Origin of the sequence: Nocardia sp. BMG111209, assembly GCF_000381925.1 — a bacterium.
Taxonomy (GTDB): domain Bacteria; phylum Actinomycetota; class Actinomycetes; order Mycobacteriales; family Mycobacteriaceae; genus Nocardia.
This window is the reverse complement of record NZ_KB907309.1, coordinates 1,162,702-1,183,896: the sequence shown is the minus strand read 5'-3', so window position 1 is coordinate 1,183,896 and position 21,195 is coordinate 1,162,702. Positions and strand designations below refer to the sequence as shown.

General features: G+C 68.6%; 22 protein-coding genes. 9 read left to right on the top strand and 13 right to left on the bottom strand.

Annotated elements, in window-relative coordinates; all coding sequences use genetic code 11:
* Positions 1-41: 41 nt before the first annotated feature.
* From G361_RS0136550 to G361_RS0136525, 6 genes are all read right to left on the bottom strand, one after another.
* Positions 42-806, bottom strand: coding sequence for a hypothetical protein (locus G361_RS0136550; protein WP_019932108.1), 765 nt, complete (start codon positions 804-806; stop codon positions 42-44).
* A 624-nt stretch (positions 807-1,430) separates the two neighbouring features.
* Positions 1,431-1,721 carry a hypothetical protein gene (locus G361_RS0136545; RefSeq protein ID WP_019932107.1) on the bottom strand — a complete coding sequence of 97 codons (291 nt, stop codon included), beginning with the start codon at positions 1,719-1,721 and terminating at the stop codon, positions 1,431-1,433.
* A gap of 143 nt (positions 1,722-1,864) precedes the next feature.
* Entirely contained in the window at positions 1,865-2,857 is a 993-nt protein-coding gene (locus G361_RS0136540; protein ID WP_019932106.1) for an alpha/beta fold hydrolase, read from the bottom strand.
* Positions 2,858-3,480: 623 nt separating this feature from the next.
* Positions 3,481-4,332, bottom strand: coding sequence for a hypothetical protein (locus G361_RS0136535; protein WP_019932105.1), 852 nt, complete (start codon positions 4,330-4,332; stop codon positions 3,481-3,483).
* Positions 4,333-4,504: 172 nt separating this feature from the next.
* The gene (locus tag G361_RS0136530; RefSeq protein ID WP_155981965.1) at positions 4,505-4,768 is read right to left on the bottom strand and encodes a hypothetical protein; all 264 of its coding nucleotides are present in this window, start codon (positions 4,766-4,768) and stop codon (positions 4,505-4,507) included.
* An 8-nt stretch (positions 4,769-4,776) separates the two neighbouring features.
* Entirely contained in the window at positions 4,777-4,974 is a 198-nt protein-coding gene (locus tag G361_RS0136525; RefSeq protein WP_019932103.1) for a hypothetical protein, read from the bottom strand.
* Positions 4,975-5,337: 363 nt separating this feature from the next.
* Between G361_RS0136525 and G361_RS0136520 the strand changes: the two genes are divergently transcribed.
* Together G361_RS0136520 and G361_RS0136515 are read left to right on the top strand one after the other, a co-directional pair.
* Positions 5,338-6,231, top strand: a complete 894-nt coding sequence (locus G361_RS0136520) for a helix-turn-helix transcriptional regulator (protein ID WP_019932102.1) — start codon at positions 5,338-5,340, stop codon at positions 6,229-6,231.
* 80 nt (positions 6,232-6,311) lie between these two features.
* Positions 6,312-6,512: a DUF397 domain-containing protein gene (locus G361_RS0136515; protein ID WP_019932101.1), complete on the top strand. Its 201-nt coding sequence runs from the start codon at positions 6,312-6,314 to the stop codon at positions 6,510-6,512.
* Positions 6,513-6,616: 104 nt separating this feature from the next.
* On the opposite strand, the gene G361_RS0136510 is transcribed toward G361_RS0136515, so the two are convergent.
* The 3 genes from G361_RS0136510 to G361_RS0136500 all read right to left on the bottom strand — a co-directional run bounded on the left by G361_RS0136510 (position 6,617) and on the right by G361_RS0136500 (position 8,311).
* A complete protein-coding gene (locus G361_RS0136510; protein WP_026343940.1) occupies positions 6,617-7,000 on the bottom strand; it encodes an RNA-binding S4 domain-containing protein in 384 nt (127 codons plus the stop codon).
* Positions 7,001-7,068: 68 nt separating this feature from the next.
* Entirely contained in the window at positions 7,069-7,680 is a 612-nt protein-coding gene (locus G361_RS0136505; protein ID WP_019932099.1) for a C40 family peptidase, read from the bottom strand.
* A 358-nt stretch (positions 7,681-8,038) separates the two neighbouring features.
* Complete coding sequence (locus G361_RS0136500) at positions 8,039-8,311, bottom strand: hypothetical protein (RefSeq protein WP_036496459.1); 273 nt, start codon at positions 8,309-8,311, stop codon at positions 8,039-8,041.
* 142 nt (positions 8,312-8,453) lie between these two features.
* On the opposite strand from G361_RS0136500, the gene G361_RS0136495 reads away from it, so the two are divergent.
* The 5 genes from G361_RS0136495 (at position 8,454) to G361_RS0136475 (ending at position 14,740) form a co-directional block, all read left to right on the top strand.
* A complete protein-coding gene (locus G361_RS0136495; RefSeq protein ID WP_019932097.1) occupies positions 8,454-9,638 on the top strand; it encodes an AAA family ATPase in 1,185 nt (394 codons plus the stop codon).
* 138 nt (positions 9,639-9,776) lie between these two features.
* Complete coding sequence (locus G361_RS0136490) at positions 9,777-11,717, top strand: acyl-CoA dehydrogenase family protein (protein ID WP_026343938.1); 1,941 nt, start codon at positions 9,777-9,779, stop codon at positions 11,715-11,717.
* 56 nt (positions 11,718-11,773) lie between these two features.
* Positions 11,774-12,640: a carbohydrate ABC transporter permease gene (locus tag G361_RS0136485; RefSeq protein ID WP_019932095.1), complete on the top strand. Its 867-nt coding sequence runs from the start codon at positions 11,774-11,776 to the stop codon at positions 12,638-12,640.
* Positions 12,630-13,481, top strand: coding sequence for a carbohydrate ABC transporter permease (locus G361_RS0136480; RefSeq protein ID WP_019932094.1), 852 nt, complete (start codon positions 12,630-12,632; stop codon positions 13,479-13,481). The genes G361_RS0136485 and G361_RS0136480 overlap by 11 nt, the downstream gene beginning before the upstream one ends.
* On the top strand, positions 13,478-14,740 hold the full coding sequence (locus G361_RS0136475) for an extracellular solute-binding protein (RefSeq protein WP_019932093.1): 1,263 nt from the start codon (positions 13,478-13,480) through the stop codon (positions 14,738-14,740). Before G361_RS0136480 ends, G361_RS0136475 begins: the two co-directional genes overlap by 4 nt.
* A gap of 69 nt (positions 14,741-14,809) precedes the next feature.
* On the opposite strand, the gene G361_RS0136470 is transcribed toward G361_RS0136475, so the two are convergent.
* Complete coding sequence (locus G361_RS0136470) at positions 14,810-15,742, bottom strand: DNA-3-methyladenine glycosylase (RefSeq protein WP_019932092.1); 933 nt, start codon at positions 15,740-15,742, stop codon at positions 14,810-14,812.
* A 475-nt stretch (positions 15,743-16,217) separates the two neighbouring features.
* Here G361_RS0136470 and G361_RS0136460 point away from each other — a divergent pair, with 475 nt between their 5' ends.
* Positions 16,218-18,098, top strand: coding sequence for an ABC transporter ATP-binding protein (locus G361_RS0136460; protein WP_019932090.1), 1,881 nt, complete (start codon positions 16,218-16,220; stop codon positions 18,096-18,098).
* Between the two features lie 155 nt (positions 18,099-18,253).
* Here the strand turns inward: G361_RS0136460 and G361_RS0136455 are convergent, their stop codons facing one another.
* Positions 18,254-19,006 (bottom strand): SDR family oxidoreductase, encoded by a 753-nt coding sequence (locus tag G361_RS0136455; RefSeq protein WP_019932089.1) that lies wholly within the window; start codon positions 19,004-19,006, stop codon positions 18,254-18,256.
* A 72-nt stretch (positions 19,007-19,078) separates the two neighbouring features.
* Between G361_RS0136455 and G361_RS0136450 the strand changes: the two genes are divergently transcribed.
* Positions 19,079-19,930 carry a sigma-70 family RNA polymerase sigma factor gene (locus G361_RS0136450; RefSeq protein ID WP_019932088.1) on the top strand — a complete coding sequence of 284 codons (852 nt, stop codon included), beginning with the start codon at positions 19,079-19,081 and terminating at the stop codon, positions 19,928-19,930.
* Positions 19,931-20,133: 203 nt separating this feature from the next.
* Here G361_RS0136450 and G361_RS0136445 read toward each other — a convergent pair whose 3' ends face one another.
* Positions 20,134-20,475 carry a hypothetical protein gene (locus G361_RS0136445; RefSeq protein WP_019932087.1) on the bottom strand — a complete coding sequence of 114 codons (342 nt, stop codon included), beginning with the start codon at positions 20,473-20,475 and terminating at the stop codon, positions 20,134-20,136.
* A 75-nt stretch (positions 20,476-20,550) separates the two neighbouring features.
* Positions 20,551-21,168, bottom strand: coding sequence for a MerR family transcriptional regulator (locus tag G361_RS0136440; protein ID WP_019932086.1), 618 nt, complete (start codon positions 21,166-21,168; stop codon positions 20,551-20,553).
* Between the last annotated feature and the right edge of the window lie 27 nt (positions 21,169-21,195).

The following is a 21,195-nucleotide window of genomic DNA, read 5'->3' as shown; positions in this document are numbered from 1 at the left end:
ACTCCTGTAGGACAAGGGAATGTGGGGACACGAGCGTTTCGTCAGTTGACGAAGCGCAGATCCGAGATGGTGTTGCTGGCGACCAGCATGACGTAGAAGTCGGTGATCACCAGGGTGCCCAGCGTGGTCCAGGCCAGCTGCATGTGCCGGGTGTTCAGCTTCGACACCTGCGTCCAGAACCAGTAGCGGACCGGATGCGCCGAGAAGTGCTTCAACCGCCCGCCCGCGATATGCCGGCAGGAGTGGCACGACAGCGTGTACGTCCACAGCAGTACGGCGTTGGTCAGGATGACCAGGGTGCCCAGGCCGACGCCGACGCCCCCGGACTTGCCGTGGAAGGCGATGATCGCGTCGTAGGTGTTGACCAGCGAGACCAGCACCGCGATGTAGAAGAAGTAGCGGTGCGCGTTCTGGATGATCAGCGGAAGCCGGGTCTCACCGCTGTATTTCGCATGCGGCTCGGCCACCGCGCAGGCCGGCGGGGAGAACCACACCGCCCGGTAGTAGGCCTTGCGGTAGTAGTAGCAGGTGAGCCGGAACAGCAGCAGGAACGGCAACACCATGAATCCCAGCGGGATCCAGGACGGCAGCGCGCCGACCCAGTGCCCGAGATGGCTGGAACCCTCCGCGCACGAGGTACTCACACAGGGCGAGTAGAACGGCGTTAGATAGTGATAGTCGTTGACCCAGTAGGCCGTTCGCACGAATGCCCGGATGGTCGCGTAGATCACGAAGGCGCCCAGGCCGACCACGGTGATCAGCGGCGGGAGCCACCATCTGTCCGTGCGCAGGGTTCGCATCGTCATCGCAGCGCGGCCGGTGCCGAAAACGCCGGTACCCGGCTCGGGGGCTGTCGTCTGCTGGGTAAGTGGTTCGCTCGCAAGCTCGCTCACGGCAGGATGCCTCGCTGATCTACCCCGTGGAACGTCATCGTTACCTCCGGCATCGAATGTGATGGTCAGCACCATACGACAACGGAGCTATGACTTGTGACCGGTCCCGAGAGAATCGACCCACCTCGGGCCATATGATTTGCGCCACATTTTCTGATCATGAGACATGATTTCAAGATCAGTGAACGGTAGGCAAACAGGCCGCCCATCAAGGGCTTTCGGGACATAACGGGAGGTTCGGGCATTTTCCGCGCTTCACCGGGGATTCCCGCCGCGATGTCAGCTACGAATCAGTGGCCCGGCCGGGAGGCGCATCGGTAGCGAACCCGAACACGGCAACAGCACGAACCGGGTACCGATACCTCCCGATCCGTGCTGTCCGGTAGCTGTACTTTTGGCCTTCGCTTCGCTTCGGCGGGTTCGCGGCCCTCAAGTCTCGGTCCTTCCCTCCTCCGCTCAGTCGCTGCGCTCCCTCGCTCCGTCAGTCCAGGACCGAGCCGGGCCGCGAACGACCGTGTCGGGCCGGGGCGGGGCGATCTAGGTGGTGCGAGGGCGGGAGTGGAAGCCGAGGCCCTCGTCCTGCGCGCCCATCCAGGCTGCTTCGTCGGACTTGCTGTCGGGAACGTAGATGGTCTCCTGATCGCGGCGGCTCGAAATCTCGGGCGGCGGCGACTGTTCGAACTCGTCGGCGTCGATGACGAGCCGTTCGAGGTCGTTCTCCAACCGCTTGACCGTGTTGGACTCGCCGTAATGCGACCGCAGTGCACCGACGCACTGACGTAGCTGGGTGACCGCGAAGCGGAGCTCCGCTATCTCGCTGCGTGTCATCGAACCCTCCTCGAGACCGTTTGCGGATGTATCGCCACGATGTGATAGACCACACATCGTGATCTACAACACAGTACGCGATCTCTGCGCAGATGGCTCGTACAGCGTCGAAAAAGGGGTCTGAGCTGGGGTGCAGCCGCCTGTCATCCGGCCGCCGCGAGGTCCGGAATCGGGCCTGCGGCGTTGCCGAGGACCCGGTCGACGAGGGCCGCCACGGCCGGGGCGACCTCCGCGGCCCGGTCCAGGATCACGCCGTGGCCGGCGCCGTCGAGGCGGACCAGCTCGGCCGCGGCCAGCTGCGAGGCCAGCACCACGGAGTGCGCGAACGGGATCATCAGGTCCGCCGAGCCGCCGAGTACCAGGACCGGGAGGTCGGCCAGCAGCGTCAGAGTGGACGTCTCGTCGAAACACATCAGCGAATCCAGGAAGCAGGCCATCGTGAGCAACGGGGCCTCGTTCAGCAACACCGTCGCTGCCGCGACCAAGCGCGGTCCGGCCGGACGGCCACTGCGGGTCTCGCGCACGATCGACTCGGCGATCGTGCGGGACAGACGCTGCCAGGCGTGCATGAATCTCGGCGCTCGCCGCACGGCCAGCTGCAGTGAGGCGACCGCGCGCGGATTGAGCAGGCGGCCCAGGCCGACCGCGGTGATCCCGCCCGCGGCGGCGGCGAGCAGGCCGAGGCCCGCGATGCGGGTGCCGATCATGTGCGGGAACAGCCGGGCATAGGCGAGCGCGACCATCGCGCCCATGGAGTGGCCGATCAGGACGACCGGGCCGTCGGGGACCTTGGCCCGCAGTACCGCATCGAGGTCGCGGGCCAGTTGGTCGATGGTGTAGGTCGCCGGATGCGCCGCACCGGATTCGCCGTGCCCGCGGTGGTCGTAGTGCACCATCCGCACCTCGTCGGCCCAATATGCCCGGAGCCGGGTGCACACATCCGTCCAGGATTCGCCGCGCAGGCAGTGCCCGTGCACGAAGACGATCGTGAGAACGGCTGTGGGCGAATCGAATTCGCGTACGGCGAGCAAGGTCCCGTCGTCGGCGGCAACGAATTCGGTGGACGCGCTCTCGCCGGACCGGACCGCCTCCCCGCGGTTTCGGCCATACCGATCGGATCCACGACCGCCGGTCATATGCCCTACCCGGTCCACTGCCCCATGCGTCCGACGGTCCGCCTCCCCGCGTATCCGGCCGTACAAGCCTGAGCCACGGCTGACGGTCACAGGTCCCACCCCGACCGCCTCCCCGGGTTTCCGGCCATACAAGCCGGAGCCACGACCGATGGTCACAGGTCCCACCTCCTTGCCGCTCTGGTGGGAGTTACCCGGGGAGTTACCCATGTGCTCACCAAATCAGTCCTGCGGTAGGCAATCTTTACAGCATGATGATCAAATTGATGGCAACTGGTGGTTCGGGTGTCGGGCATTCGCTTGTCCGGCGTCGTGATGGATATCTAAGTTGATCTAGTTTCTGGGCTAGATACCTTTAGATATCGCTCGACGGTGCCGATTCGCATCAGCTTCCGGAGCCGTGGCCTGTTCGGGACACGCGTGGACTGTTCGGGCCGAGGTCCTGCCTGAAGAAGTGGCGTCGTGGTGCGGCGGGCGGGATGCGAGCGCGGCGCGGATGGGGATGCGGCAGGCGGATGTCGGCGGGCGCGGGGGCTCGCAAATCGTGGGCAGGCGGTCGCCCGGGGGTAGCCGTGGGTGGGGTGGCGGATTGGCGGGCGGGTGCAGCTATCGGGTGGTGGTGGCGGTCATTCCACCCAGAGGGTCCAGGTGCCGGTGGTGCCGGCGCCTTCGCAGGCCAGGGCGTGGCCGTCGGCGGTGCGGGCGGATTTGTCCGTGCCCGGCAGGCATTTCGAGCCGCCCTCGTAGACGGCGGTGCTCACGTTGTACGGGCCCACCCAGCGGTATCCGCTGCTGCTGTGCAGGCAGAGCAGGGTGCTGTTGTCGGAGGTCTTGCCGATCAGGGCGACCTGGGCGTCGGTGCACACCTCGCCCTTGGCGACGCTCGGGGGTGTCACGGGGGTGGCCGCGGTGACGGTCACGGGGGCCGAGGTCGTGCTGGACTGGGCCGGGGCGACCGACGGCTGGCTGAGGGACGAGGTGGAATCGGCGTTCCGGTGCAGGGAGAGGTGTGGCACCGTCACGCCGGCCAGCATCGCGATACCCGCGACCACCGTCACCTCGAGCATGCCGATCAACAGGGCGCATGCGGCCATGAAACGGCCGCGCGGATAACTGAAGGAGACGAAGGCGAAGACGATCGCCACCGGGAACGCGCCGATCAGCGCGGCGACCAGCGCCACGATCGCATAGGGATTGACGATCGGCGGAACCTCGACGCGCAGCCGGCCGGCCCGGCGGCGGCTGGGTACGTCCCAGTCCTCCTCCTCCGGATCGGCCGGTGGCGCAGCGGGACCGCGCCGCCGGGCCGACGCGGCCCACGGGTCGTCGTCGGGTTCCACGGGTGGCGGGGGAGGTACCGGGCGGCGGCGATTCTGCGCCGCCGCCCAGCGATCGTCCTCGGGTGGAGCCTCCGGCCAGCGCCCGTCGTCGGAGGCCTCGGGCCAGCGCTCGACTTCCGGATGCTGATTCCTGGCCATGCGGTTCCTCTCACCTTCGTGCAGGAACCTCGTACCAACGGACCCCGCCCCGATACCGACAAAGGATAAGGGTCCGGGCGTATGCCGCAAACCGGTAGTTTGATCGGCACGGGTGCGTTGTGCGGCGCCACGATTGGGCAGCCGGAAATTTGTCGCAAATGAGACGGGGGATTTATCGCCCGTCGAATTGCTTCTCCCCCACCACGGCAACCCGGACGGCGAGCAACCATCCGGCCAGCCCCAGCATCAGACGGTCGTAGCGGTCGAGCGCGGCATGCGCCGGGCGGGCCCGTCGCGAACCGCCCGGAGCCGCGTGCCGTCCGGTGCGCAGCGGCACCGGCGGACGGCCGGGCGCCGCGGCGTGGCGGGCGATGGTGCGGCCGCCGCGTTGCCGCGGGGAGGAGGGCCGCACCACCTTCCGGCCCCCTGCCGGCATCAGCGCCGTCACGGTAGCGCCCGTTCGTCGAGCACACAGCGACCGGCTTCCACGAGTACCGCACGGGCACGTCGGCGTACCCGGCACGTGTCGACCGTGCAGTCGAGGTGCAGTTGCATCGCGGCATGTGCCTGGCCGACGCTCATGACACCGGGGTCGGCCCCGCAGCGGAGCAGTCCGGCGCCGGGCAGGTGCAGGCCCGTCACTTGCACTCCCCCACCCCCCGGACATCGACGACCAACGCCCTCCCGACGACATGTGCAGCCATGACTCCTCGTTCCTGCGTGCGATTTTCGTGCCTTGCGATCCGTAAGGGTGCCCGGAGCTTCAGGAGCGGAAAGGGGCCCAGGGCGCTCCGGGCACACATCCAGCATCCACCAGCCGACGGTTCGCTACCCCCGAAGTGGATATCCGGTAAATTTTTCGCGCGAATTCCCAGCACCGAATCCGCCTGGGAGCGCAAGATTCTCCATAGTGGACGAAGGCTCTGCCGATGTGATGCGCCGGGGGCGGGCGGGAGCGGACGACTATATCCGCCCCGGACATCCGGACCGAACGGAGTTTGTGCTGTGTCTGAAACCTCCACCCACACCTCGTCGACGCTGCCGCGCCGGCAGCTGGGAAGGTACCTGCGAGACTGGCGGGCCCGCGCCGGGCTGACCATCGCCGAGGCGGCCAAGTTGATGGAGTGGGGCGCCACCACCTTGCAGCGGCTGGAGAAGGGCCAGGCCGATCGCATCCGCACCATCGATATCGAGGCGCTGTGCCGGATCTACGGGATCCCGGACGAAATCGGCGAGGGGCTCAAGGGATTGGCCCAGCAGGCGGCGGTGAAGAGCTGGTGGCACGCCTACGGCGATCTGATCCCGGAGGACTTCGACGTATTCGTCGGACTGGAGGCATCCGCGCGCCGGCTCACCGCCTATCAGTGCGAACTGGTCCCGGGCCTGGTTCAGACGGTCGACTACGCGCGAGCGCTCAATACCCTGGGATATCCGGCGAATTCGGCCGCCGAGCTGGAGCGGCGGGTGCAACTGCGGCTGCAGCGACAGGTGCTGATCACCCGTAGACATCAGCCTGCAAACCTCGAGGTGGTGTTGTGTGAATCGGTCTTGCGTCGCGTCGTCGGAAGTGCAAAGGTGATGGCTGCGCAGCTGAGGCATCTGGCCGATCTCAGCACTCGGGACAATGTCGAGTTGCGCGTTCTGCCCTTCAGTTCCGGTGTCCCGCTGGGGCTTTCGTCCGGACCGTACATTCTCCTCGAGTTCGGTGCGGATCCGAAGGGGCAGCCGGTGGAGCCGCCGGTGGTCTATGTCGAGGGCTTCACCGGAGATCTCTATCTCGAGAGAGAAACCGATGTGCGGCGGTATCGGCGGGCGCACGAGCAACTGCTGCGCAGCGCATTGGACATCTCCGCCAGTAGACACCTGCTGCGGCAGGTTGCCAAGGAATTCATGGTGTGAAGCACACGGGATTGCGGCGTCGGCAGCGAGTCCCCTCGGCGCAAGGCCCGTCGGCTCCCGCCGGAAAGGACAGAACGGTAATGGAAAACGAGCTGGTCGGCGCTCGCTGGTTCAAGAGCACCCGCAGCGGTGCCAAGGAGTGCGTCGAGGTGGCCTTCCTCGACAGCGGCCGAATCGGCGTGCGCGACAGCAAGAATCCGGACGGCCCGGCCCTGCGCTTCGGGCCCGGCGAGTGGAGTGCGTTCGTCGACGGCATCCGCGACGGGGTCTTCCCGGGTTGATCGAAGGTCCGGGCCGTTTCTCGGTAGGGCGCGGAAACGGCCCGGCCCGCAACACATTCCGGGGGTGAGCCGCACGGCGCGGAGGCGGCCGCACGGGTATCGGATCAATCGGGCGCTCTGCCCTGCAGCCGATCCGTTTCGCGGCGTTCACGTTTCGTCGGACGACCGGCCCCCCGATCGCGGCGCGGCATCGACGCGATGATTTCGGGGGGCGGGGGCGCGGGGGTCTTATCGATCAGGCACTGCGCGGCGATCGCGGCACCGACCCGCTTGGCCACGACCTGTTCCACGATCACGATGCGTTCGTGCCCGGCCACCCGAATCCGTACCTCGTCACCGGGTTTCACCTGATGAGCGGGTTTGACGGGAGTGCCGTTCACACGCACGTGTCCGCCGCGGCACGCTTCGGCCGCGGCGGAACGGGTCTTGAACAAACGGACGGCCCAGGTCCAGGAGTCGACGCGGGCACTACCGGGGTGCTGCTCCAGAAGTACTCCTCGGGTTCACGTCGGCTTCGAGACCGGCCGACGTGAACCGAGCGGGTACGAACTCTCGCTCAGGACACCCGGCGGGCGGTGACGATCGAGTCGGGGTTGAGGTGGGCGTAGCTGACCGTCTCACCGGACTGCGGCGCCTGCAGGATCTTACCGTCGCCGGCGTACATGGCCACGTGGCCGCCGCCGTTCTGGATGACCAGATCGCCGGGCTGCAGATCCTCGAAGGCGATCGGCTGGCCGACGTGCGACTGCTCGAAGCTGGTGCGCGGCAGGTCGATACCGACCTGCTTGTAGGCCCACTGCACCAGGCCGGAGCAGTCGAAATTGGCCGGGCCGGAGGCGCCCCACACGTACTCGGCGCCGATCTTGGAGCGGGCCACGTCCAGCGCCTGGTTGCCGACGCTGTGGTCCTGCTGATGGAACAGGTCGGGCAGCATCGGGACACCCGGCATACCGGGGCCCTGCAGCGGCGCCATCGACTGCGGCGCGAGGACCTGCTGAGCGGCCTTGATCTGATCGGCGTGATCGGCGAGCGCCTGGTTGGCCGCAGCGACCTGCTGGTCGAACTCCGAACCGACCGGAACATCGAAGTTGCCGATGCCGGGAACATTGATAGTGGCAGCGCTCGAAATAGCCGGTATCGCACCGGTCGAGGCGGCAACGGCGCCCATGACGAGCGCACCCTTCACGGAACTCGGAAGCCGAGATTCCCGTTGCAAGCTGTGTCTACCCACCGAACCGAGTCTCCTGTGTGAAGCTGACCCAACGAGCCACTTCTCTGCCGTGAAGCGACTGACTTCGTTAAGTCACGAGAAGATTACGGCTACGCCGGGACGCTTGTCCACTCGAACGGCTGGCACTTTTGTGCCCCAGCGCAAAAGCCCAGGACACGCCGAGCAACGACGGCATCGGCGGCAGGATCACGACGCGATATCGGCTCGGCTACAGCTGTTATCGAACCTACGTGCGGGTGCGTTACGGACTCCGGCGTAAGGGATTCGCGGCTCATTCCGTACCCCGCGGCGCGGCTCATTCCGTACCGCCGCGGGCCAGCTCCCGCTCCAGTTCGGCGATCCGGCGGCGCGCGTCGGCCAGGTCCACCTCGAGCCGGCCCACCGCGACCACCAGCGGCCCGACGGCGAGATCGGCGACGAGTTGCGGGTCGTCATAGCCACCTTCGATCGCCACCAGGATGTTGTGCCGGATCTGGAGGGCGACCGGAGCGTCGTCCGGCACCTTCCAGGATTCGACGACCGCCGCGACCGTGGGAACCGACTCCCCGGGACCAGACTCCTCGGACATGCCCACAGCCTAGAGGGTTTCGCCGTTCGCCCCGGGAGTCGACCGGTCCCGCCCGGACCGCCGGACAGCATTCGATGCCCCTGTCTAGGAGAAGGTCTAGATGGTCCGATATTTCGCTGCGGACGCGCTACGGTGTAGCGGCATGGACCCCGTGCGAAATCCGTACGCCCCGGGCGCCGGTCAGCGGCCGCCCGAACTCGCCGGGCGCGACAAACAGCTCGACGCGTTCGACATCGTGCTGGAGCGGGTGGCCCGCGGCCGCCCGGAGCGCAGCGTGATGCTCACCGGCCTGCGTGGCGTCGGAAAGACGGTGCTGCTCAACCAACTTCGTTCCGCCGCACGGCAACGGGGCTGGGGCACCGGCAAACTCGAGGCCCGGCCCGATCAGGAACTGCGGCGGCCGCTGGCCTCGGCCCTGCACATGGCGGTCCGGGCGATCGCGGTGGCGCATCGCAATCCGGAGATGGTCGACGACTTCCTGGGCATCCTCAAGGCTTTCGCGCTGCGCTCCACCGCCGACAAGGGCATGCGCGAGCGCTGGCAGCCCGGAATCGACGTGCCCGCGGTCACCGGCCGCGCCGATTCCGGCGATATCGAGATCGACCTGGTGGAACTGCTGCTGGAGGCCGCCGAGGTGGCCCGCGGTATCGGGGTCGGCATCGCGATCTTCATCGACGAGATGCAGGATCTGGGCCCGGCCGACATCTCCGCGATCTGCGCGGCCTGTCACGAACTGAGCCAGGAGGCGGCGCCGCTGATCCTGGTGGGTGCGGGCCTGCCGCATCTGCCGGCGGTGCTGTCGGCCTCGAAGAGCTACTCGGAGCGGCTGTTCGGCTATCACCGCATCGATCGGCTCGATCGGCCCGCGGCCGACCACGCGCTGATCGCGCCGGCCGGCCGCGAAGAGGTGAAGTTCACCGACGAGGCCCTCGACGCGCTGTATCAAAAGGCCGACGGCTACCCGTATTTCGTGCAGGCGTACGGCAAGGCGACCTGGGATGCCGCCACCGACAGTCCGATCACCGCCGAGGATGTCGAGGTCGGCGCACCCGCCGCGGAGGAGGAGTTGGCGGTCGGCTTCTTCGGCTCGCGCTACGAGCGGGCCACGCCCGCGGAGCGCGAATATATGCGCGCCATGGCCGATCTGGCCGGTGACGACGGTCCGGTGGCCACCTCGGCGGTGGCGAAGGAGCTGGGGCGCAAACCCGCCTCGGTATCGCCGGCGCGGGACGGGCTGATCAAGAAGGGCCTGATCTATTCGGCCGAACGCGGGACCATCGGGTTCACCGTGCCGCATTTCGGACGCTATCTGCGCGGGGTGCAGTGATTCGCGCTGTAGTAGCTCGATCTTCGCTTGTCTACCATGATCAATAGACAGCCGTAGATTTCCCTGCCGAAGCCCTACCGGTGAGTAACCACCGCTCCTACACTCGATGTGATCCCCATCACTGTCGAGGAGGGCATCATGGCGGCCACCGCGAAAGTCCATGCCACCGAGGAGCAGTCCCGGGCGCTCGCCGAGGAATCCCGCGAAACCACCTGGGCCAAGCCGTCGTTCGCGAAGGAGCTGTTCCTGGGCCGGTTCCGGCTGGAGCTGATCCACCCCTATCCGCAGCCCGCGCCCGCCGAGGCGGCGCGCACCGACGAGTACCTGAAACGCTTGCGGGCCTTCGTCGAGACGATCGACGGCGCGGCCATCGAGGCCACCGCGCGGATTCCCGACGAGGTGGTCCGCGGGCTCGCCGACCTGGGCTGTTTCGGCCTGAAGATTCCGGCGGAGTACGGCGGGCAGGGCCTGTCGCAGGTGGGGTACAACAAGGCGCTGATGCTGGTCGGCTCGGCGCATCCGAGCCTCGGCGCCCTGCTGTCGGCACATCAGTCGATCGGCGTGCCCGAACCGCTGAAACTGGCGGGCACGCCGGAACAGCGGCGAAAGTTCCTGCCGCGCTGCGCGAAAGGCGCCATCAGCGCATTCCTGCTGACCGAACCCGACGTCGGATCCGATCCGGCCCGGATGGCCTGCACCGCCACCCCGACCGCCGACGGCGAGGCGTACGAACTCGACGGGGTCAAGCTCTGGACCACCAACGGCGTGGTCGCGGAACTGCTGGTGGTGATGGCGCGGGTGCCCGCGGGCGAGGGGCGCCGCGGTGGCATCTCGGCCTTCGTGGTCGAGGCGGACGCACCCGGCATCACGGTGGAACGGCGCAACGCGTTCATGGGCCTGCGTGGCATCGAGAACGGTGTCACCCGCCTGCATCGGGTGCGGGTGCCCCGGGACAATCTGATCGGCCGCGAGGGCGACGGGCTCAAGATCGCGCTGACCACGCTCAATGCCGGTCGGCTGGCGATTCCGGCGCTGTGTACCGCCGCCGCCAAATGGTCGCTGAAGATCGGCCGGGAATGGTCGGCCACCCGGGTGCAGTGGGGCCGGCCGGTGGGTGCGCACGGTGCGGTCGGCGCGAAGCTGTCCTTCATCGCCGCAACGACTTTCGCGCTGGAGGCGGCGCTCGACCTGTCCGGGGCGATGTGCGACGAGGATCGCAACGACATCCGGATCGAGGCGGCGCTGGCGAAGTTGTGGGCCTCCGAGATGGCGAGTGTCATCGCCGACGAACTGGTGCAGATCCGCGGCGGCCGGGGTTACGAGACGGCGGCCTCGCTGGCCGCCCGCGGCGAACGTGCCGTCGGCACCGAACAATTGGTGCGCGACCTGCGGATCAACCGGATCTTCGAGGGCTCCAGCGAGATCATGCGGCTGCTCATCGCCCGCGAGATGGCCGATGCGCACATGGCCGCGGCGGGTGCGCTGGTCGATCGCACCGCGACCACCGGCGCGAAGGCCCGCGCGGCCGTCGGGGCGGGCCGCTTCTACGCGGGCTGGTTCCCCCGGCTGACCGTCGGCCCCGGCACGGTACCGTCCGGATTCGGCGAATTCGGCGCGCTGGCAACGCATCTGCGGTTCGTCGAGCGGATGTCGCGGAAACAGGCGCGCGCGCTGATGTACGCGATGGCGCGCTGGCAGGCGAAACTCGAATACCGGCAGGGATTCCTGGGCCGGATCGTCGACATCGGCGCGGAGCTGTTCGCGATGTCGGCGGCGTGTGTGCGGGCCCGGGCCCTGGCGACGGCCGGCGATCCGGGCGCGGCCGGGGCGGCCGAACTGGCCGATACCTTCTGCCGGCAGTCGCGGATCCGGGTGCAGACACTGTTCGCGGCGCTCTGGGACAACACCGACGACGCCGACACCGCCCTCACCGCCGACCTGCTCGACGGCCGCTACCGCTGGCTGGAGGAGGGCGTACTCGACCCGAGCGAGGGCACCGGGCCGTGGATCGCCGAATGGCAGTTCGGCCCGTCCACCGAGCCGAACCTGCACGCGCCGTTCCACCTCGGCGGGTCGTGAGCCGGGTCGGGTAGCGCGGCGCGAAACCGTGGGTGCGAGGCGGTAGCGTCCCGGGCATGAGCCGACGGGTCGTGCGCCGGGCGCTCACCGGGTATGCGCTGTTGTTGCCGAGCCTGATCGGGGTCGGATGTTTCCTGCTGCTGCCGATCGCGGTGGTGGCGTGGCTGAGCGTGCACAGCTGGAATCTGCTGGGGCCGGTGCGATTCACGGGCTGGGACAACTGGCGGGCCGTGCTGAGCGACCGGCAGTTCGGGCATGCGCTGGTCGTGACGCTGGCGCTGACCGCGCTGGTGGTGCCGATCCAGACCGTGCTCGGCTTCGTCGTGGCGGCGCTGCTGGCCCGGCGGCGCGGCGGGACGGCACTCCAGGTGCTGTACGCGCTGCCGTGGATGTGCGCGCCGGTGGCGGTGGGTGTGGTGTGGCAGTGGGTGTTCGCGCCGACCGGCGGGGCGCTGAACGCGGTCCTGGGCCGGCGGATCGAGTGGCTGTCCGAACCGGCGCTGGCGCTGCCGTCGGTGGCGGCGGTGAGCATCTGGTCGAATGTGGGATACGTGGCGCTGTTCTTCGTCGCCGGAATCCGGGCCATCCCGGCGGATCTGCTGGACGCGGGTGCGCTGGACGGGGCCGGCGGCTGGCAGCGCATCCGCTTCCTGGTGTTGCCGCTGCTGCGGCCGACCATGTTCTTCGTGCTGGTCACCGGGGTGCTGGCGGCGTTCCAGACCTTCGACACGGTGTACGCGCTGACCAAGGGCGCCCCGGATCATCGCACCGATGTGGTGGCGATGCGGATCTTCTCGGAGGCGTTCGACGCGGCGCGGCCGGGCCGGGCCGCGGTGATGGCGATCGTGGTGTGCGCGGTGATGATGCTGATCACCGTGTTGCAGCACCGCTACTTCCGGGATCGGACCGGCTATGAGTACTGAGCGCACCGAGCGGCGCCACCGCGGCCCGGCCGTATCGCGTTCGGCGGCAGCCTATCTGCTGCTGTGTGCCGGGGCGTTGCTGACCGTGGCGCCCCTGGTGCTGAGCGCGGCCACGGCGCTGAAGACGCCGGGGCAGTTCGCCACCGGATCGCCGCTGTCCCCGCCGAATCCGGTGACCGGGGCCAACTTCCACACCGTCCTGCACCACGGGCTCGGCCGGGCCGTCCTGGTGACGGCGCTGATGACCGTCTTCGTCACCGGCGGGCAGCTGATCACCTCGACGCTCGCCGCATACGCGTTCGCGCGCTCGGACTTTCCCGGACGCGACGCCTTGTTCTGGGGATATCTCGGCACCATGATGGTGCCACCGATCGTCACCCTGATCCCGCTGTATCTGATGTTCGCGAAGCTGGGGTGGCTGAACACCTTCTGGGCGTTGGTGATTCCGTTCGTCTTCGGCTCGCCGTACGCGATCTTCCTGCTGCGGCAGTACTTCCGGTCGATTCCCGCGGAACTGCTGGACGCGGCCCGGCTGGACGGCGCGCACACCCTCGACATCATCGTGCACGTGATCGTGCCGGTGAGCCGGCCGATCCTGGCCACGCTGACACTGATCACCGTCGTGTCGCAGTGGAACAATTTCCTGTGGCCGCTGGTCGCGAGCAGCGGCGAGACGTGGCAAGTGCTGACGGTGGCGACCGCGAACCTGCAGACGCAGTACAACACCCAGTGGACCCTGGTGACGGCCGCGACCACGCTGGCGATCGTGCCGCTGGTACTGCTGTTCCTGATCTTCCAGCGACAGGTGCTGCGGTCGATCGCGTGGACGGGGCTGAAATGAAGACCTCCACCCGGGCCGTGCTCGGCATCGCGCTCGCCGCGGTGTTGCTGGTGGCCGCCGCGCTGTGGCTGGGCCGCACCGAGTCCGGCGACGGCACGACCGTGGTGCGGCTGCGCCTCTGGGACGAGAGTTTCGTACCCGCCTACCGATCCGCCCTGGACGCCTTCGAACAGGCGAATCCCGATGTGCGGGTGCGGATCACGGTGGTGCCGTGGGCGAACTACCAGCAGAAGCTGCGGCTGGACGTGGCCGGCGGCACCGCCGACGACCTGTTCTGGACCAACCTCTACGAGGACTACGCGGACGCCGGACGCCTGGTCGACGTCGGTCGCGCGCTCGGGCCGGATGCGGTGGCGGCCTGGGATCCGTCGGCGGTCGCGCAGTACACCCGGCACGGCTCCCTGTGGGCCGCACCGCAATTCGTCGACGGCGGGACGGCGGTCTACTACAACCGCGATCTGCTGGCCGCGGCCGGGGTGTCCCCCGCCGAGCTGGCCGATCTGCACTGGGGTCCGGTGGACACCTTCCGCCCGGTGCTGCGCCGGCTGGCGGCCGTCGCGCCGTGGGCATACAACGCGGGCAACGACTTCCAATCGCTCGAGCTGCCCTATCTGGGTTCCGCGGGCGGCCGGTTCCAGGACGGGTCCGGCGATTTCAGCTTCGCCGATCCGGCGGGGGTGACGGCGTTCGGCTATCTGGTGGGGCTGGTCACCGATCGGCTCGCACCCGCGGCGGCCGATACCGCCGCCAACTCCGATTTCGCGAAGAACACCTTCCTGCAAGGGAAGCTGGCGCTGTTCCAGTCCGGGACGTTCGATCTCGCGCAGATCGCGAAACAGGCCCGCTTCCACTGGGGAGTGGCGACCATTCCGGCGGGCCCGGCCGGACGGGTGTCGACGAACAACGCGATCGGTATGGCCGCCAATGCCGCCTCGCCGCATCCGGACGCGACCCGCCGGGTCCTGGCGTGGCTGGGCAGCGCCGCCGGCAACCGCTATCTCGCGGCGGACGGCGCCACCATTCCCGCGGTCGTCGCCGATCAGCTGATGTATCGCGATTACTGGGCCCGCGCGGGCGTCGATGTCGCGCCGTTCTTCGACGTGCTGAACGGGCCGCGCACCGGATCCGGCGGCGGGCCCGGCTTCCCGGCGGCACTGCAGGCGATCACGGCGGTGTTCGCTGAGATGTTCGCGGGCCGAATTCCCGTGCCGGAGGCCCTGTCCCGGGCGCAGGCCGCCGGAAGCGCCGCGAGGTCCTGAACGGTCTCCGTGCTCGGTGACCGCCCGCGAAATCGTCATGCGGCCGGTGCTTCACGTACATGACGGGTCTCAGATACGGCTGTGGTCGACCAGCGGGGTACGCGGCCCGAACTTCGGTTTGTGCGCGAATCCGGCGATCTCCAGCAATCGGATGGCCCGATAGCGGTGTGGCCGTAGCGGTTCCAGGTATTCGACCATCTCGTCGTCGTCGATCGGCCGGCCGAGCAGAGTCCAGCCCACGATCCCGGCGAGGTGAAAATCGCCCACCGACAAGGCATCCGGATCGCCGAGGGCGCGCTGCGCGATCTCGGCGGCCGTCCACACCCCGATACCCGGCACCGCGCACAACCGCCGCACCGCGTCCGCCGGGGTCATCGTCGCGGCCTGCTCGAGTTTGCCGGCCATGCGCGCGGCCGTCACGATCGTCCGGGACCGCTGCGGATCCACATTCGCCCGGTGGTAGACCCACGACGGGATGTGCCGCCAGGTCTCGGCATCCGGCGGCACCCGCATCGGCGCCGGGGTGGGACCGGGTGCGGGCTCACCGAACCGCCACACCAGGCTGCGCCACGAGGCACGCGCGGAGATGGTGTGCACCCGCTGCTCCAGCACCGCCGGAACCAGCGCCTCGAACACCAGACCGGTGCGCAACATCCGCAATCCGGGGAACCGCCGATGCGCCTCGGCGATCTTCGGATGGCTCGGCTCGAAATCGGCGAGATCCTCGTCCAGGCACAGCAGCCCGGACAATCCGTCGAGGAATTCCGCGGCGCCGGGACCCCAGGCCCGCGCCTCGATCTCGCGGGGCCCCTGCTGCGTGAGCCGATAGGTGACCGGGCCGGCGGCCATCCGGGCGGCCCGCCAGTGCGCGCCGTCGGCGGTGGTCCGATGACACGGATCGCCGGATCCGCGGCGCAGCGGGGCGAGCGTGTGCGCCAGATCGATGGGCCGGTCGGCCGTCACCGTCCGCGTCGTCCCGCCGGTCCTCGATTCCACCGCCACATTCTGCGACGTCGAACCCTTGTGTCCGGCACCACCCCCGCAATTCGATAACGGAACGATCACAGGCTGCGATGAGTGTGGTGATCGGCCCGCTGCGGAAGGGCCGGCGCTCGACCGGGAGGTTCTCTCATGATCACCAACATTCTGAATGCGCTCCTCAACGCCTGGGGCAGTGTCGCCGCGGGTAGCTCGGGCTACCAGATCCCGCCGGGCACACTTCCCTTCGGCAGCTGATCCCGGGGGCCGCCGCACCGTCGGCGGTTACCGCGCGGCGATCCGCTGCGGAACCCGGCGCCGGAGCACACGGTGGATGCGCTGCGGCGCTGGATCCGCCGCTGACCGGCCGTTCTGTTCGCTCTTCGCGAACGGGGGATCGAGCGGAAAGATTTGCTCTCAACCTTTGTTCAGGTCTTAGTGTCGGTGGTCACGGGTTGAATGGCCTCCGGGCGGACCCGCGACCAGAGGGAGCAGGCGGATGGACATCGAAGCAGTCGCGCGCAATCAGCTGTACCGAAATATGCACGCACCCGCGCGGTCCCGCGGACTGACCGGGATCACGGCGCGGCGGATGCTCGGTTTCGCGCGGCCGCACCGGACCTCGTTGCTGGGGTTCCTGGTGGCCAGTATCGCCTCGGCGCTGCTGGCGGTGGCCAATCCGGTGCTGGCCGGGCAGGTGGTCAACGACATCGTCGGCCATTCGGCGCCGCGGGCGGTGGTGACGCTGGCGGTCGTGATCGGCCTGGTCGCGATCGGCGATGCCGGGCTCGGCATCCTGATCCGCTGGCTGTCCTCCCGGATCGGTGAGGGACTGATCTTCGACCTGCGCACCGCGGTGTTCGATCACGTGCAGCGGATGCCGATCGCATTCTTCACCCGTACCCGTACGGGTGCGCTGGTCAGCCGGCTCAACAGCGATGTGATCGGTGCGCAGCGCGCCTTCAGCACCACGCTGTCCGGAGTGGTCACCAACGTCGTCACGCTGGTGCTCACCCTGGCGGTGATGGTGCGGTTGTCCTGGCAGGTCACCGTGCTGGCCCTGATCCTGTTGCCGCTGTTCATGATTCCGGCCCGGCGCACCGGCGTCCGGGCGGCCGGGCTGCAGCGCGAGGCCAATCAGCTGAACGCCGATATGAGTACCCAGATGACCGAGCGGTTCTCCGCACCCGGCGCCACCCTGGTCAAACTGTTCGGCCGCCCCGAACAGGAGTCGGCCGCCTTCGCGGTGCGCGCCGGCCGGGTGCGCGATATCGGGGTGCGCACCGCGATGCTGCAGACCACCTTCATGACGGCGCTCACGCTGGTGTCGGCACTGGCGGTCGCCCTGGTGTACGGCCTGGGCGGCTGGTACGCGCTGCGCGGTCAGCTCGACGCGGGCGCGGTGGTGTCGCTGTCGCTGTTGCTGACCCGGCTGTACGGGCCGCTGACCGCGCTGGCCGGGGCCCGGGTCGACATCGTCTCGGCGCTGGTGAGTTTCGAGCGGGTCTTCGAGATCCTGGATCTGAAGCCGCTGATCGTGCAGGCGCCGGACGCGGTGGAGGTTCCGGCGGGCCCGGTGACCGTCGAGCTCGACGACGTGCGTTTCGGTTATCCCTCGGCCGACAAGGTGTCGCTGGCCTCGCTCGAGGATGTGGCCACCCTCGACTCGCGCGGCGGCGAGGAGGTGCTGCACGGTGTCTCGCTGCGGGCGGAACCAGGGCGGATGATCGCGCTGGTCGGCTCCTCCGGCGCGGGTAAATCGACCATCGCGCAACTGGTTTCGCGACTGTACGACGTCGACTCCGGGGCGGTGCGGTTGAACGGCGTCGACGTCCGGGAGCTGACCACCCGTTCGCTGCAGGACACGGTCGGCCTGGTCACCCAGGACGGCCATCTGTTCCACGACACCATCCGCGCGAACCTGCTGCTGGCCCGGCCCGACGCCACCGAGACCGAGCTGTGGGACGCGCTGCGCCGGGCCCGGCTGGCCGATCTGCTCGAGAGCCTGCCGGACGGGCTGGAAACCGTTGTCGGCGAACGTGGTTACCGGCTGTCCGGCGGTGAACGGCAGCGGCTGACCATCGCCCGTCTCCTGCTCAAACAGCCGCGCGTGGTCGTGCTGGACGAGGCGACCGCCGCGCTGGACGCCACCTCGGAGGCGGCCGTCCAGGAGGCGCTCACCGAGGCCCTGACCGGCCGCACCTCCCTGGTCATCGCGCACCGCCTGGCCACCATCCGCAACGCCGACGAGATCCTGGTGGTCGAGGACGGCCGAATCATCGAGCACGGCAACCACACCCAGCTACTGGCCGCCGACGGCCGCTACGCCGAGCTCTACCGCACCCAGTTCGCCGACGCCCCGGAACCGGCCGCGGCCTAGGCGAGCGATTCCGGTTGCAGAGCCCGGCCGAGAAAGCCCGGATCGAATCGAGCACCGATTTCGCTGAGCTCGAACTCCGGCTCGACCGGCCGGTCACCGCCACCGCGATCGGTGACCTGTTCATCCGACGGTCGACGACCTGTTCGTCTGGGCCTTCAGTGGGTGGCGAGGAAGTCTTCCCACGTGCCATGGCCGATGGTGGCGTCGGCGAGTGCGAGATTGTCGCCGGCGCGGTAGGCCTTGCCTGCTTTGCCGGGCATGCCGAAGGACAGGATCGGGCGACGCTTGCCGGTGGCGTGCAGGTAGCCGCGAATGAGGTCGGCCATGGCGTATTCGGTCGGACCGGCGATGTCGGCGACCAGTCCGGCCGGCGCGGCGAGGGTGAGTTCGGCAATACGCGCGGCGACGTCGCCGGAGTCGACGGGCTGCATGCGCACGCCGGGGGCGGGGACGATGGGCATCTTGGCCATCATGGCGATGGTCTTCAGGGTGAGTTCGTGGAACTGGGCGGCGCGCAGGATGGTCCACTCGATACCGGAGTCGACGATTGCCTGCTCCGCGCCGCGCTTGGACCTGAACCAGGCCAGCGGGACCTTGTCCGCGCCGATGACGGAGATGTACACCATGTGCCGCACGCCGGCTCGTTGCGCGGCCGCGACCAGGTTCCGGGTGGCGACGTCGTCGCCCTTGGTGCTGCCCGCCAAGTGCAGGATGATCTCGACGCCGGCCACCGCACGGTCGATGCCTTCGTCTTTCAACAAGTCGCAAGCCACGTATTCGACGCCGTCGGTGCTGTCGCGGGTGTGCCGGCTGAGTACCCGCAGCGCGTAGCCCTTGTCCTGCAGCAGCGGCACCACCCGGCTGCCCAGGACGCCGGTACCGCCGGTGATCAGGATAGTTGCGCTCATGACTGTCTCCGATGTTCGTATCGCCTATTGCCTTACTGTTATGACCCCCCGTATGGAAGGAATGTGACAACGGTGGGTTTCGAGGAACAGCGGCCACATCTGCGCGCGGTGGCCTACCGCATGCTCGGCTCGATGAGCGAGGCCGACGACGCGGTTCAGGAGACGTGGCTGCGGTACCACCGCACCGACTCCGCGGAAATCGACAATCTCGCGGGCTGGCTGACCACCGTGGTGGCCAGGGTCTGTCTGAACATGTTGCGGTCCCGCGAGACTCGCCGCGAGGAGCCGCTGGACGAGCCCGCTCGCGAGCTGGCTCCCGCCGAAGCCGCCGATCCGGAGCAGGAGGCAATGCTCGCCGAGTCCGTCGGCCTGGCCCTGCTGGTAGTGCTCGACACGCTGACCCCCGCCGAGCGCATTGCCTTTGTCCTCCACGACATGTTCGCCATGCCCTTCGATGACATCGGCCCGATGATCGAGCGCACGGCAGCCGCGACCCGCCAACTCGCCAGTCGCGCCCGTCGCCGGGTGAAAGGAGTCACCCCGATCGCCGATCCCGCCGATCTACCCCGCCGCCGCAATGCCGTCGACGCCTACCTGTCCGCCTGTCGCAGTGGCGACTTCGAGGCACTGGTCGCGCTGCTCGATCCGAATGTCGTGTTGCGCGCCGATCCGGCGGTCGGCCCCACCCCGGTCTCCGTCATGATCCGTGGTGGCGCCACAGTCGCCAAGGCCGCGTTGGCGTCGATGCAGCGGGCGCTGTTCACCGAGACCGCGCTGGTCGACGGCAAGGTGGGCTTGGTGATGGCCCCCTACGGGCGGCTGTCGGTGGTGCTCGTCTTCACGTTCGCGGGCGATCTGATTGCCGACATCGACGTCATCGCCGAACCGGACCGGCTTCGCAACCTGGAGATCGCATGCGCATGATTCGCCCAAATCACGCACAACTCGACGTTGCGCACCCAGCTGGACAAGCGACTCCAATGGTCGTCGGCGTTGAGGGATCGTTCGACGGGTGCGCCGATGTTTGCGTTGTGCCGGATCACGGCGGCCAGGGCGAGCAGTCGCCGGGCGGCTCGGGCGTAGAGCGGTCGCCACCGCCACGCCGCCAGCCGACTTCGACGATTCCCTCAGCCGGCGAACTTCTTCGCGATGTCTCGCAGCCGTGCCACCGCGGCGGCCACCTGGTCGGCGGTGAGGTTCACGCCGGGCATCGGGCCGCGGCCCAGTCGCTCGATCTGCTCGGCGAAGCGGAGGTATTCCCGATGAGCGTGTTCCCGGCAGGCGAGGCAGGTGACGCTTTCCGGGTGTGGCGAGGTCATCGCGTAGGGGGCCCGGACGCCGCAGCCGGTGACGACGACGCTCGGCGCATCGGGCACCCGGCCGAGCATCGATGAGATCAGGTTGCGGGTGGTGGGCCCGGCCGCCGGCACCTTTCGCTCGACGTGGATGTGCGGATCGGTCTCGCTCATCTGCCTCCGCCTCGGTCCGGGTCGGTCCGAACCAGGTTATCGGCCGGGTTGGGGCAACCCGGCCGATGTCCGGTGTCAGGACCCGGTACTGCCCGGATCCGCGATCCCGAAGCCGGGCGGCATCATTCGGGCGCGTTCGGCGCGCAGTCGTTCGCGGTCGGCGGGACTCATCGCGGCGGCGGCCGCCGCTCGCCGTTCCGACAGTGCCGCAAGTTCTTCCGGGCGCAACTGCCGGAGGTATTCGGTGCGCCGCGCGGTCAGGCGGGCGAATTCCTCAGGGGTCAAAGGCTGATTCACTGCGATCGTCTCCTCGATCAGGCGTAGGAATTCCGATGTCGACGGCTCGACCGCACGATCGAGACCGCCGAGCACATCGAGGAGGCGCTGCCGCAGCAGGGTGGCCCGGGTGATGCGTTCGCCGATCAGGGCGAGTTGCTGCCGGACCAGTTCCCGCGGGTCCTGGTCGGGTTCGGCGCGCAGGACGGCGGCGATGTCGTCGAGCGAGAAACCGAAGCCGCGCAGGGCGACGATGCGGTGCAGCAGCCGGACGTCGGCCCGGGTGTAGCAGCGGTGGCCGCCCGATGTCCGGGACGACGGCACCAGCAGGCCGAGGCGGTCGTAGTGGTGCAGCGTCCGCACCGTCACGCCGGATTCCCGGGCCAATTCGCCCACCCGCCATTCACGTTCGGACATCCGACGCCTCCTTCGATGTGCACCGCC